The sequence below is a fragment of the Mangrovimonas sp. YM274 genome, assembly GCF_030908385.1.
GTDB lineage: Bacteria > Bacteroidota > Bacteroidia > Flavobacteriales > Flavobacteriaceae > Mangrovimonas_A.
In genome coordinates this window covers 121792-133938 of the sequence record NZ_CP133091.1, presented here as the reverse complement: position 1 = coordinate 133938, position 12147 = coordinate 121792, and the positions used below count along the sequence as shown (strand labels likewise).

Sequence of the window (12147 nt, the reverse complement as noted above, 5' to 3'; positions counted from 1 at the left end):
ACTATGATAAAAGTTATAAAACCTCTTGTGTTAACTGCGTTAATTAGTCTTGCGGTAGGCTGTAAGTCGGCCTTAAAGGTGAGTGGTACGGGTGAACTCAACAAAGAGGTTACGGCGAAACAACTAATAAAGGAAAATTCCAAGCAGGAATTAAAGTTCAAGACCTTCCAGTCTAAGGTTAAAATTGACTATATGGAAGGGACAACCACTCAATCCTATGGTGTTAATTTACGCATGGAGAAGGATAAAGTTATCTGGATCAATGCTACTTTGGGCCTTGCCAGAGCTATGATAACACCTGATGAAGTGAAGTATTATGATAAAATCAATAATCAGTATTTTGAGGGAGATTATCGGTTGTTGAGCGATTTGTTGGGTATAGAACTCGATTTTCAAAAAGTACAGAACCTTTTATTGGCAGAACCTATTTTTGGTCTGAAAACCAATAAATATGTGGCGTCAACTCATGAAAATTCATATGTGTTACAACCTGAAGAGCAGAGTGCCATTTTTGAATTGTTCTATCTTCTTAATCCTAGTCATTTCAAAATGGACTCCCAACAATTGTATCAACCATTAAGCAGAAGAATGTTGCAAATTGATTATAAAAGCTATCAGGAGGTTGGTAAGCAAATAGTTCCTGAAAAGGTGCATATCAATGCAGTGGAAGAAAATGAAGAAGTAACTATAGACTTGGAGTATAAATCGGTTTCTTTTAACGAAGACCTCCGATTCCCATTTAAAATACCTACCGGATTTAAAGAGATTGTTGTTAATGAGGCAAACTAAGGCAACTTACATAATTTTTATCATTTGTGTATTTATGGGCAGTGTATTTGCCCAGGCCCAAAGTGATAAACAAAAGCAATTGGAGGCAAGGCGTCTGCAGCTTAAAAAGGAAATGGAACAGCTTAATAGCTTACTGTTTGCCAATAAAAAGAAGGAAAAGAATGTAATTACTTTAGTAGAGGATTTAAACTACAAGGTAAGCGTGCGTAAAAATTTGATTAAAGTTACAAATGACCAAGCCAATTTATTGACGCGAGATATTAATAATAATCAAAAGCAAATTTCCGATTTACGAGACCAGCTGAAAGAGCTGAAGGAGCAATATGCTGCCATGATTGTAAAGTCCTATAAAAATAAATCGCAATTAAGCCGTGTCATGTTTTTAATGTCGTCTACCAATTTTAAACAGGCATATAAGCGCTTACAGTACATAAAGCAATACAGCGATTACCAAAAGCAGCAAGGAGAAGAAATAAAGGCTAAAACGGCAAAACTTCAAAAATTAAATACCGAATTGCTAAAGCAGAAAGAGGACAAGCAAAAGTTGGTAGAGGAGAATAGAATAGCCAAAAGGGAATTAGAGGCAGAATTAAAGGAACATGAAGTGTTAATGGCGTCCATACGAAGCAATATGACTAAGTACAATGCGCAATTAAAGCAGAAGCAAAAGGAGTCTGACAGAATAGACAAAGAGATCGACCGTTTGATTAAGGAGGCCATTGCTGCTTCTAATAAAAAGGCGGGGAAATCAAAGAACTCATCTGCATTTGCATTGACTCCAGAAGCGAAAGCTTTGGCGGCCACTTTTGAAGCTAACAAAGGTAAGCTTCCATGGCCTGTAGTACGTGGTATTGTTAAAATGCGCTTTGGTAAGCAGCCGTCAGCTATTGATAAAACGGTGACCGTTAATAGTAAAGGTGTTAGAATTGCTACCGAAAAGGGTGCAAAAGTGAGGGCTGTTTTTGATGGAGAGGTATCCCAAATCATCGCAATTCCAAATGCTAACCCTGTAATAATTGTTAGGCATGGTAATTATATGACAGTTTATAGAAACCTTTCCAAAATATATGTGAATAAAGGAGATAAGGTGACCGCAAAACAAGATTTAGGCGAAGTGTTTACAAATAATTCTACGGGCGAAACACTGCTGTATTTTAGAGTGTATAAAGATGCCAAATTAGAAAACCCAGCACATTGGATCAATAAACTGTAGGCTTATTTAATTCTTTTAAGAATTGAAAAAGTAGCTTCAGGTAATTATTCCTCAAAAAGGGCTTTCAGTTCTGTAGCTTCCTTTGGTTTCATTTTTCCTGCTAGCACCAGGCTAAGTTGCTTTCGGCGAAGAGCGGCGGCATAGCGTTCTTTTTCAAGATCAGATTCTGGGGTTACTTGAGGTACTTTTACGGGTCTTCCAGTTTCGTCTACAGCCACAAAGGTGTAAATCGCTTCATTGGCCTTAGTGCGCTCACCAGATTCGCGGTCTTCAATCCAAACGTCTATAAATACCTCCATGGAGCTTTTAAAGGCTCTGGATACATTAGCTTCAACTGTTACAACACTTCCTAGAGGAATGGCTCTATTAAAAGCTACATGGTTTACAGAAGCTGTAACTACAATTCTTCTGGAATGACGTCTTGCAGAAATACTTGCAGCACGGTCCATTCTAGCCAATAATTCACCTCCAAAGAGATTGTTTAAAGGATTGGTTTCGCTCGGTAATACGAGGTCTGTCATTACGGTTTTTGTCGAGCTTGGTGTTTTTGCTTCCATGAGTTTTGTTTACAGTGGTGCAAAGGTAAAGCGATTTTGGGCAATCACCCAATATTTAAATAAATTATCAAAATACAGGGTATGCCAGCAATCTCTTTTTTAATTAAAAGAGTTGTTTACTAAATAAAAAAGGAGTAATGTTTAGGAAACTAATCTAGTTGTTTTACTAATAGCCAAGCGTCCTTACTGTGTTCGCTTTTTATTTTTTGCAACATCTGTAGGGCTTCTAAGCGGCTGTTGAAGCTAGCATATACCACTTCGTGAAGGCCATACTTGTTAACGCCAATTTTACGAGCATTGTAGCCTAGGTCTTGCAGTTGCTCAACTTTTTTGTCGGAGTTCGCCTCAACTCTAAAAGCACCAGCTACGATATGGTAATTTCCAGATTGCTTTGCGACATTTAAGGTTACCGAAGGTAGAGGGTTATCTATAACAAACGTAGCCTCTTGAACTTTAAGATCTAATTCTTCGTTGGCTTTTTCCAAAGCCAGTTGATTGTGGTTTTCTACATCCTTCATGTAGTAGTTGGATATAGCAAAACTTCCAGCGGTCAAGGCAATAAGAGCTATGGCTGCATAACGCAAATATGGTCTGGCCTTACGTGTCTCAGGTGTTACAGCAATAGGAACAACCTTTTCTATGGCTTCCACCTCTTCTTTGTACGCTTCTCTAGTAATACTAGTAGAATTGAATTGCGACAAACCAAAGGCATCTGTTAAATAGTTCACGTGGAATGAAGGATCAAATACAATTTTGCCTTCAGAGTTTAACACCAAATCTCCAATGTTATGGAAGGATAAAGTTTCGCCTTGTACCAAATACGACTTGATGGATTTTACGTGCTTGCTTAATTTTTGGGCAGCAACCTCATAAGGGATTTTTTCAACCTCCGAGATGTAATTGGCAAGCAAACCATCGTTGCTTTGCAATTGCTCGTTGAAGGACAGTACTTTTTTGGGAGGGTAAAACGCATTGGTGTCTGCATTGATCTTGGCAGAAACACGGTTTGTTAAAAAGGCTCCAAATTCAGGGATGATAACACAATCATACCTGTAAAGTAAATCGCTTATGTAGGTTTCTATATGCATAAAAACAAAGTTATAAATTTTTTAAAACGAATAAAAAATGACCTTAACTATTTATTAACAGCCTAAAAATGCCGTTCTTTAAGTTTACAATCAGCAAATTATAGGATGACAGACGACCAATTGCTCTATACTTTGGCCTTGCAGCACATTCCTAAAATAGGGGATATGAAGGCGAAAAAATTGATTCAGCACTGCGGAACTGCCCAAATGGTGCTTAATGAGAAGCCTCAAAGATTACTCATGATTGATGGTATTGGAAAACTTAGCATAGAGGATTTTAGAAACCCTAGCTATCTAAAGGCCGCTGAAGCAGAATTGCAATTTATCAAGGATAATGGGATTCGATGTTTGTATTTTAAGGATGAAGATTATCCGGATAAATTGAAACATTGTATTGATGGTCCTGTGCTATTGTTCCAGGTTGGAAATATCGATCTTAAAGGTCGACATATCATTAGTATTGTAGGGGCACGAAAGATTACAAATAGTGGTATTGCCTTTTGCGAGCGCTTGGTTGAAGACCTTGCCGTGTTTAATCCCGTGATTGTCTCCGGTTTTGCCTATGGCACAGACATCACTGCTCAAAAGGCTGCCATGGATCATAATCTTCAAACCATAGGTTGCTTGGCTCACGGGTTCAATCAAATATATCCCAAAAGTCATAAGCGATATATGGCAAGTGTTGAAGCTAACGGTGGATTCTTCACAGATTTTTGGAGCACCGATGCTTTTGATAGAACTAATTTTTTAAAGCGCAACAGAATTATTGCAGGGCTAAGTGAGGCAACTATTGTCATCGAGTCGGCTGAAAAGGGTGGTAGTTTGGTAACTGCTGATATTGCTAATTCTTATAACAGGGAAGTCTTTGCTGTCCCTGGTCGCCCAGCAGATCTACAGAGCGTGGGCTGCAATAATTTGGTTAAACAGCAAAAGGCACATTTACTTTCTACGCCCATGGATGTTCCTTATATCTTAAATTGGTCTATGGATCAAAAACCGTCTGCTGTTCAAAAACAATTATTTGTAGAATTGGATGGTGAGGAAAAAAAGGTGTATAATTATTTAAAGGAGCATGATAAACAGTTGTTGGATAGTATAGCTTTGGCATGTCAACTTCCAATTTTCAAAATAGCCGGAATCCTATTAAATATGGAATTGAAAGGTGTGGTAAGGCCGCTTCCTGGAAAATTGTTTGAGGTAGTTTAAGCAAGCAATCTTGGATATTTAAGGTGTTATGAATTAATGTAAAAGATAAAGCCTCCTTGTAAGGGGAGGCTTCCGATCTGTGTAAATTATAGTTTACGGAATTATTTTCCTTTTTTGAATTCTATTACAATAACAACAATGGTTCCAATTATCACAAAAATGGCCGCATAGGTTAGCCAATCAAATGGTTTTCCCGACATAACTCTAGAGGTTATAAGCAATAGCATCGCTAAAATACTGGCTAAAGGGCCCAGGAATCTTTTTTTCATGATTTATTTAGTACCCAACTTTTTCTCTTACACGTTTTAAAACATCATTGGCTACTGCTTTGGCCTTTTCCGCACCAAGCGCTAATGCTTTGTCGAGTTCATCTAGGTTGTTCATATAGTACTGGTATCTTTCTCTTGGTTCGGCAAATCTTTCAACGATGAGTTCAAACAGAGCTTGTTTGGCATGTCCGTAGCCATAATTGCCATTTTCGTAGTTGGCTTTCATGGTTTCTATTTGAGTATCATTTGCCAACAAACTATAAATGGCGAAACAATTGCAGGTTGACCAGTCTTTTGGTTCTTCCAAAGGGGTGCTATCGGTTTTGATGCCCATAATCTGTTTACGAAGCTTTTTATCCGTTTCAAAAATATTGATAAAGTTGTTTCGGGACTTGCTCATTTTCTCCCCATCTGTACCTGGGATGAGCATTGTGTTTTCTTGAATTTTTCCTTCGGGTAATACGAAAACCTCTCCCATTTTAGTGTGAAAGCGGGAGGCCACATCTCTAGTCATTTCAATATGTTGTAATTGGTCCTTTCCTACCGGAATAATTTCGGCATCATACAATAAAATGTCCGCGGCCATTAACATTGGATAGGTGAATAAACCTGCATTGACATCTTCCAAACGGTCTGCCTTGTCCTTAAAACTATGCGCTAAAGTAAGACGTTGGTATGGGAAAAAGCAGCTTAGGTACCATGACAATTCAGTGGTTTGCGGGATATCACTTTGTCTATAAAACACTGTTTTTTCAATGTCCAAGCCAAAGGCTAGCCAAGTGGCAGCTACAGAATAGGTATTGTATCGTAACTCTTCAGCATCTTTAATTTGCGTTAAGGTGTGAAGGTTGGCGATAAACAAAAACGAATCGTTTGCTTCGTTTTTAGACATTTCTATGGCCGGTAAAATGGCGCCCAAAATGTTCCCTAAATGCGGGGTTCCTGTACTCTGTATTCCTGTAAGTATTCTTGCCATGTGTAGTTTCCCTGAAATGGAAATTAATTAAAATTAGACTTTTCTTTTTTGGAAGAACAAAGGTACTTTTTTTACTACAATAGCTCAATAAATTTGACTAGTTTTGGTCGCAATGAAGATATTCAAATATATATTTTGGCTGTTATACCGCATTTGGTTTTACATTTTGGTTGCGGTTCCTATTATAATTTTATTTCCATTTTTAATCCTTTCCATTCTTAAGGAAAGTTGGTATCCTTTTTTCTTTAGATTGGCGCGAATATGGGCTAGGTTCATTTTAATTGGGATGGGTTTTAGGGTGAAAATTGAACGTGAAGCTGTACCCGAAAGATGCGATAGTTATATGTTTGTAGCCAACCATACATCGATGACGGATATTATGTTAATGTTGTTAAGTGTTAAGAATCCGTTTGTTTTTGTTGGGAAACAGGAATTGGCAAAAATCCCATTGTTTGGATTTTTCTATAAGCGCACGTGTATTTTGGTAGACCGCAGTTCTGAAAAGAGCAGAAAAGCGGTGTTTTTAAGAGCTCAAAAACGGTTGAAGCAGGGGTTGAGCATTTGTATTTTCCCTGAAGGAGGCGTACCTGATGAGTCCATTGTGTTGGATGAGTTTAAAGATGGAGCCTTCCGATTGGCCATTAACCATCAAATTCCTGTAGTGCCCTTAACTTTTGCCGATAACAAAAAACGATTTTCCTATACTTTTTTTAGTGGCAGTCCAGGAAAGATGAGAGCGCAAGTGCATAAGTTTATCCCAACTGAGGGGTTGACCATTGCCGATACAAAAATGTTAAATGGGCAGGCACGTGATGTTATTTTGAAACAATTAACCGAATTCCATAACACATGAAAGCTGCCCTTTGGCAGAGGGCAGCTTTCAGCAATTACTGCGGATTTAAGCAATAATTCATCTAACCAACTAAAAAACTAAAATTTATAACTCAACCCAGTATACACGCCAATAAAGTATGGCTGAAAATCGCCAGAGGTGTTATTGAAGGTGTTGAGCTGGTACTTAAACATAGGTTCAAGATTCACTTTTATTTTTCGTGATACATTGTAATTCATTCCTAAACCAAGATTAGCGCTATAGCTCATGTCGTTAATGTTGGTGGCTTCTCCAATATGAATTCTATAGCCGTCACCAGTAGCGTATACATCGTTGTGGTTTGTAAATAGCGTACTAAATCCACCTATTAGGTTAAGTCCTAATTTTTTGTTCACCAAAGCATATTCCAACTCGACAGGCACTTCAATAAAACCGAATTGCTGCTCTAAGGCGCCAAAGGTTTTTACATTCATAACCTCAGGAGAACTACTATTAAGGTTTTGGGTGCTCATAACAGCGTTGTTGGAAGCGCTATTGCTCATTCTTAAGTTTTGGAGTTGCGCATTATTGTTGTTGGTGCTGTTGTAAGCGATAACATTTTTAGTGCTATATCCAAGGTCCACTTTATTAACGCCAACGCGTACCTTGATTTTGTCGTTAAAGGCGTAACTACCACTAACGCCATAGCTGGTGTTGATTTCGCCACTTTTGGAATTGTTGACAAACTGTTCGTCAATAGGTGAGCCTTTACCCAATGTGTTGAAATAAACAGGCGCCACATTTGGAGAAATGTTCCACCTGTTTAGTTTCTCCTCTTTTTCCTTTTCATTGGTTTGTTCATTGGCCTCAGCAATGGCCTCTTCTATTGTGTTCTCTTCTTTTTCGTTTACTTGTGCTATTTCTTCTGGAGTGTCTAAAGTCTTATTTAAATCACCCTGATTTTTATCTAGTATATCACTAGACTCAGAAGGTGTAATTCCTGCCACTCTAGTCTTTTCATCTTTCAGTGTGTCTATGGTTTTTGTATTCTTTTCTGAAGGAGTAGTAGTGTAAGGGCTAGGTTCAGGTAGATTTGGAGAGTTGTTGGTTAAGCCCTCATTACTATTTATGTAAAGAGCATTTTTTTGTTGTTGTGGCGCTTTTCTAAGGCTATTGTTTTTTGTTTGTGATGAGTTCTTTTCAGAAGAAATCGCAACCGTTGTGGCTTGATTAACGCTTATGGAAGTTTTGCCTTGTTGCAATGGTCCATTTTCCGAAGGGGTCATAGCATCTTTCTTTCGATTGTTTTCCGTTACAGTATGGTTGATACTATTATTGGAGTTGATGGTAGAATCGGTTGTTGTTTGTTGTAAAGCGCTGTCGTTCGTTTCACTGTTGGTTTGCTCTTCAACAAGGGGTATTGTGTTCTCCTGAATGCTATTGGGCGGGCTAAATATAAACTTCCCGGCAGTCAGCAATAATGCTAAAAGTGCTGCCACACCAGCTAATTGCCACCAAATGCCCACGACTTTACGTTTGCGTTTGTTGCCATGCAAGCGCTGTTCTATGTTGTTCCAGACGTCTTCTTTGGGAGTGGCTTCAAAGTCTTTGAATTGCTCTTGGAATAGCCTGTCAATATGTTTTTTATCGCTCATTATAAAGATTGGGAGTTGGATCCCGTTTTATGCATTTCAATTTTTTCTTTTAATATCAATCGTGCTCTGGCAAGATTGGATTTTGAGGTCCCGGTGGATATGTCCAACATTTTCGCAATTTCCTTATGCGAATAATCATCCAATACATAGAGGTTAAAAACCAGTCTGTAACGATCTGGCAACTCTTGGATGATTTTGAGGAGAAAATCAAGGGTGATGTCATCTTCGTCAATTTCTAGGGAGACATCCTCTATTTGCTCTTCATTAACAATATTAAACACGCCTGCGCTCCGATACCGCTGTAAGGCAGTATTAATTGCGATGCGTTTCATCCAGCCTTCCAAGGAGCCCTTGCCTTGATATTGTGAGATCTTACCGAAAATGGTAACGAATGCGTCTTGCAGGTTGTCTTCTGCTTCGGCATAATTTCGCGAATACTTTAAGCACAGCGAGAATAGTTTACTCGAGTAGAGTTTATATAACTGGCTTTGTGCTTTAGCATTATTTTTTTTACAACTTTCTATGAGTTGCTCTAAACTCACATTATCACGGTATTTGGTTAGGTTTCGATGTTTATTCTACTACAGGCACTTCAACAATATAGTACAAATCATTTCCGTTTTCATCTTCACCTTGCCAAAATCTGAATATATAGGTTCCGTTGCTTACAACTTTAAAGTTAAAGGATACTTCCTCTATTTCTTCTTCGTCATACTCAATGCAATCATTTACATAAACTTTATCTACAATGGCAATGGTTCTTTGGTTTAATTCGCTGTCATAATAGAGATTGTTGTAGACATAGCAGCTCGATGGCTTTAAATAACTTAGGTAAATGGGATAGGTTTCGCCTAAAACAAACTCCTCAGGCATATCAACGCTTTCAACCGGTAGTATTTCATAGTAGAAGGAAGGTGAACCGTCGTCATCAAGACTACAGGACAGAACAGTAAGTAGGAACGTGCATAAGACTAATATCTTTTTCATTTTCAACATTATTGGGTTTAAAGAATTATACCTTTTAAGGTAAGATGCCAAAAGCCTTAAAAGGTTGCGTTAAAAACAAAAAAAATCCCGTTTAAACGGGATTTTAATTTAAGATTATGATAACGCAGCTTCCTTTGCAACTTGCCTAACCTTTCCTTCCAGCTCGTCCATGAGCTCTGGGTTGTCTTTTATCAAGGCTTTTACGGCGTCTCGCCCTTGGCCTAGTTTGGTGTCTTCGTAGCTAAACCAAGAACCACTTTTCTTAACAATTTCATGTTCTACGGCAATGTCTAAAACCTCACCAACTTTGGAGATTCCTTCTCCATACATGATGTCGAACTCAGCTGTTTTAAATGGTGGTGCTACCTTGTTTTTAACAACCTTTACTCTAGTTTTACTTCCGGCAACATTACCGTCACTTTCCTTAATTTGAGTAGAGCGTCTAATATCCAAACGTACCGAAGCATAGAATTTAAGAGCGTTACCACCAGTAGTCGTTTCAGGGTTTCCAAACATGACACCAATCTTTTCACGTAATTGGTTAATGAAGATCATGGTACAGTTAGTTTTGCTGATGGAACCTGTTAATTTTCTAAGCGCTTGGGACATCAAACGTGCATGAAGACCCATTTTGGAATCTCCCATTTCGCCTTCAATTTCACTTTTTGGAGTCAAGGCCGCCACAGAATCCACTACAATAATGTCTATAGCTCCAGAACGCACAAGGTTGTCGGCAATTTCCAAAGCTTGTTCTCCATTGTCTGGTTGTGATATAATAAGGTTTTCTAGGTCTACCCCTAGTTTTTCTGCATAAAATCTATCAAAGGCATGCTCGGCATCTATAAAGGCGGCAATCCCACCAGATTTTTGCGCCTCTGCTATGGCATGTAAGGTAAGAGTGGTTTTACCTGAAGATTCTGGACCGTAAATTTCAATGATTCTTCCTCTTGGATATCCGCCAACGCCAAGTGCAATGTCCAAACCAAGAGATCCTGAGGAAATGGCTTCAACATCAGAGATTGCCTGGTCGCTCATCTTCATCACCGTTCCTTTACCGTAAGCCTTGTCCAATTTGTCCAAGGTGAGCTTCAAGGCCTTTAATTTCGCTTCTTTTTCAGTACTCATTATTCAGTTTTTCTAAAATTAAATTCAGGCTAAAATACGATAACTTTTGATTTTTTTCAATCTTATCACGCAACCTTTTTAAGCATTCTACATCTACTTAATAATTAAGGGAAATCTTGCTATGAAATTCTTTAAGAAAACAATTGTCAACAAGGCATTGGGCGTTTCGGTTGCCATTACTTTTAATAGCAGCTGTAAAGCCGATGGAGGCTAACTTCGGTATGTATTTTTTAATTTAAATAGTAAATGAAAAAAGTATAATATCGAGTTAGTCCTTAAAAAGCACTTTAGTCTCTCTAAAGTGCTTTTTTGTTTGTTATGGTGCAATAATTTAAAAATAGTACCTTTGCGGCATTAAAATATAATCTTTAACCTTAAAACATTAGTATAGCATGCAACTGTACAATAAATTAAGTGCTAAGGAGCGAGCAGAATTAATCGATCAGGCAGGGAAAAATCGATTGACGCTTTCTTTTTACCAATACGCGAAAATTCAAAATCCTCAAGAATTTAGAGATCAGTTATTCATTGTTTGGGACAAATTAGACGTCTTAGGACGAATTTATGTGGCTCATGAAGGGATTAATGGCCAATTGTCATTGCCAGCCGATCGTTTCAATGAGTTCAAGACACATTTGGATACCATTGATTTTTTAAAAGACATCCGTTTGAATGTTGCTGTGGAGCAAGACAACAAATCATTCCTGAAACTTAAAGTGAAAGTGCGCGATAAAATTGTTGCCGACGGATTGAACGACGACACCTTCGACGTAACCAACAAAGGAATTCACTTAAAGGCAAAAGATTTCAATCGCTTCATTGAAGACGAAAATACTGTGTTGGTAGATATGCGTAACCATTACGAAAGTGAAATTGGCCATTTTAAAAATGCAGTTACCCCAGATGTGGATACCTTTAGAGAATCGTTAGATATTATTGAAGACGATTTAAAAGATCATAAAGAAGATAAAAATCTGGTGATGTATTGTACGGGTGGTATTCGTTGTGAAAAGGCGAGTGCTTACTTTAAACACAAAGGGTTTAAAAATGTATACCAGCTTGAAGGCGGTATTATAGAATACACTCGTCAGGTGAAAGAGCAAAATTTAGAAAATAAGTTTTTAGGTCAGAATTTCGTGTTCGATGAACGTCGTGCCGAACGTATTAGTGACGATGTCATTGCACAATGTCACCAATGTGGCGAGCCTTTTGATGTGCATACCAACTGTGCTAATGATGCATGTCATTTGTTATTCATTCAATGTCCGAAATGTCAGGAAGAGATGGAAAACTGTTGTTCTACCACGTGTATGGAGATTAACAGATTGCCATACGAAGAGCAAAAAGCATTGCGTAAGGGACAGGGAAACAGTAATGATATCTTCAAAAAAGGACGTGCAGACCACTTGCCTTATAAAAAGGATCTAAGAAATATTTTCGAGCATTTTAAACAAGAAAAAGCCTAATTGAT

At 38.1% G+C, this 12147-nt stretch carries 13 protein-coding genes; 5 read left to right on the top strand and 8 right to left on the bottom strand.

Going from position 1 to position 12147, the window contains the following annotated elements; translation table 11 throughout:
* Window positions 1–3: 3 nt before the first annotated feature.
* Window positions 4–789 carry a DUF4292 domain-containing protein gene (locus RBH95_RS00630; RefSeq protein ID WP_307900809.1) on the top strand — a complete coding sequence of 262 codons (786 nt, stop codon included), beginning with the start codon at window positions 4–6 and terminating at the stop codon, window positions 787–789.
* Window positions 776–2002, top strand: a complete 1227-nt coding sequence (locus RBH95_RS00625) for a murein hydrolase activator EnvC (protein WP_307900808.1) — start codon at window positions 776–778, stop codon at window positions 2000–2002. The genes RBH95_RS00630 and RBH95_RS00625 overlap by 14 nt, the downstream gene beginning before the upstream one ends.
* A 44-nt stretch (window positions 2003–2046) precedes the next feature.
* Here the strand turns inward: RBH95_RS00625 and RBH95_RS00620 are convergent, their stop codons facing one another.
* Both RBH95_RS00620 and RBH95_RS00615 read right to left on the bottom strand, forming a co-directional pair.
* A complete protein-coding gene (locus RBH95_RS00620; RefSeq protein WP_307900807.1) occupies window positions 2047–2559 on the bottom strand; it encodes an acyl-CoA thioesterase in 513 nt (170 codons plus the stop codon).
* A gap of 149 nt (window positions 2560–2708) precedes the next feature.
* The gene (locus tag RBH95_RS00615) at window positions 2709–3647 is read right to left on the bottom strand and encodes an SPOR domain-containing protein (protein ID WP_307900806.1); all 939 of its coding nucleotides are present in this window, start codon (window positions 3645–3647) and stop codon (window positions 2709–2711) included.
* A gap of 105 nt (window positions 3648–3752) precedes the next feature.
* Here RBH95_RS00615 and dprA point away from each other — a divergent pair, with 105 nt between their 5' ends.
* Window positions 3753–4853, top strand: coding sequence for a DNA-processing protein DprA (gene dprA, locus RBH95_RS00610; protein ID WP_307900805.1), 1101 nt, complete (start codon window positions 3753–3755; stop codon window positions 4851–4853).
* Window positions 4854–4954: 101 nt separating this feature from the next.
* Here dprA and RBH95_RS00605 read toward each other — a convergent pair whose 3' ends face one another.
* Both RBH95_RS00605 and trpS read right to left on the bottom strand, forming a co-directional pair.
* Entirely contained in the window at window positions 4955–5122 is a 168-nt protein-coding gene (locus RBH95_RS00605; protein WP_307900804.1) for a hypothetical protein, read from the bottom strand.
* A gap of 7 nt (window positions 5123–5129) precedes the next feature.
* Window positions 5130–6098 carry a tryptophan--tRNA ligase gene (trpS, locus tag RBH95_RS00600; RefSeq protein ID WP_307900803.1) on the bottom strand — a complete coding sequence of 323 codons (969 nt, stop codon included), beginning with the start codon at window positions 6096–6098 and terminating at the stop codon, window positions 5130–5132.
* 112 nt (window positions 6099–6210) lie between these two features.
* Here trpS and RBH95_RS00595 point away from each other — a divergent pair, with 112 nt between their 5' ends.
* Window positions 6211–6951 (top strand): 1-acyl-sn-glycerol-3-phosphate acyltransferase, encoded by a 741-nt coding sequence (locus tag RBH95_RS00595; protein ID WP_307900802.1) that lies wholly within the window; start codon window positions 6211–6213, stop codon window positions 6949–6951.
* A gap of 77 nt (window positions 6952–7028) precedes the next feature.
* Here the strand turns inward: RBH95_RS00595 and RBH95_RS00590 are convergent, their stop codons facing one another.
* The 4 genes from RBH95_RS00590 to recA all read right to left on the bottom strand — a co-directional run bounded on the left by RBH95_RS00590 (window position 7029) and on the right by recA (window position 10676).
* Window positions 7029–8564 carry a hypothetical protein gene (locus tag RBH95_RS00590; RefSeq protein WP_307900801.1) on the bottom strand — a complete coding sequence of 512 codons (1536 nt, stop codon included), beginning with the start codon at window positions 8562–8564 and terminating at the stop codon, window positions 7029–7031.
* Entirely contained in the window at window positions 8564–9106 is a 543-nt protein-coding gene (locus RBH95_RS00585; RefSeq protein ID WP_307900800.1) for an RNA polymerase sigma factor, read from the bottom strand. The genes RBH95_RS00590 and RBH95_RS00585 overlap by 1 nt, the downstream gene beginning before the upstream one ends.
* Window positions 9107–9137: 31 nt before the next feature.
* Window positions 9138–9551, bottom strand: coding sequence for a hypothetical protein (locus RBH95_RS00580; protein ID WP_307900799.1), 414 nt, complete (start codon window positions 9549–9551; stop codon window positions 9138–9140).
* A gap of 114 nt (window positions 9552–9665) precedes the next feature.
* On the bottom strand, window positions 9666–10676 hold the full coding sequence (recA, locus tag RBH95_RS00575; RefSeq protein WP_307900798.1) for a recombinase RecA: 1011 nt from the start codon (window positions 10674–10676) through the stop codon (window positions 9666–9668).
* A gap of 392 nt (window positions 10677–11068) precedes the next feature.
* Here recA and RBH95_RS00570 point away from each other — a divergent pair, with 392 nt between their 5' ends.
* Window positions 11069–12142, top strand: a complete 1074-nt coding sequence (locus RBH95_RS00570) for a rhodanese-related sulfurtransferase (RefSeq protein WP_307900797.1) — start codon at window positions 11069–11071, stop codon at window positions 12140–12142.
* Window positions 12143–12147: the final 5 nt, after the last annotated feature.

What these genes read in the sequence shown, in the direction of transcription:
- RBH95_RS00630 (WP_307900809.1), top strand. Translation starts at nt 4, where the DNA reads ATGATAAAAGTTATAAAACCTCTTGTGTTAACTGCGTTAATTAGTCTT.
- RBH95_RS00625 (WP_307900808.1), top strand. Translation starts at nt 776, where the DNA reads ATGAGGCAAACTAAGGCAACTTACATAATTTTTATCATTTGTGTATTT.
- RBH95_RS00620 (WP_307900807.1), bottom strand. Translation starts at nt 2,559, where the DNA reads ATGGAAGCAAAAACACCAAGCTCGACAAAAACCGTAATGACAGACCTC.
- RBH95_RS00615 (WP_307900806.1), bottom strand. Translation starts at nt 3,647, where the DNA reads ATGCATATAGAAACCTACATAAGCGATTTACTTTACAGGTATGATTGT.
- dprA (WP_307900805.1), top strand. Translation starts at nt 3,753, where the DNA reads ATGACAGACGACCAATTGCTCTATACTTTGGCCTTGCAGCACATTCCT.
- RBH95_RS00605 (WP_307900804.1), bottom strand. Translation starts at nt 5,122, where the DNA reads ATGAAAAAAAGATTCCTGGGCCCTTTAGCCAGTATTTTAGCGATGCTA.
- trpS (WP_307900803.1), bottom strand. Translation starts at nt 6,098, where the DNA reads ATGGCAAGAATACTTACAGGAATACAGAGTACAGGAACCCCGCATTTA.
- RBH95_RS00595 (WP_307900802.1), top strand. Translation starts at nt 6,211, where the DNA reads ATGAAGATATTCAAATATATATTTTGGCTGTTATACCGCATTTGGTTT.
- RBH95_RS00590 (WP_307900801.1), bottom strand. Translation starts at nt 8,564, where the DNA reads ATGAGCGATAAAAAACATATTGACAGGCTATTCCAAGAGCAATTCAAA.
- RBH95_RS00580 (WP_307900799.1), bottom strand. Translation starts at nt 9,551, where the DNA reads ATGAAAAAGATATTAGTCTTATGCACGTTCCTACTTACTGTTCTGTCC.
- recA (WP_307900798.1), bottom strand. Translation starts at nt 10,676, where the DNA reads ATGAGTACTGAAAAAGAAGCGAAATTAAAGGCCTTGAAGCTCACCTTG.
- RBH95_RS00570 (WP_307900797.1), top strand. Translation starts at nt 11,069, where the DNA reads ATGCAACTGTACAATAAATTAAGTGCTAAGGAGCGAGCAGAATTAATC.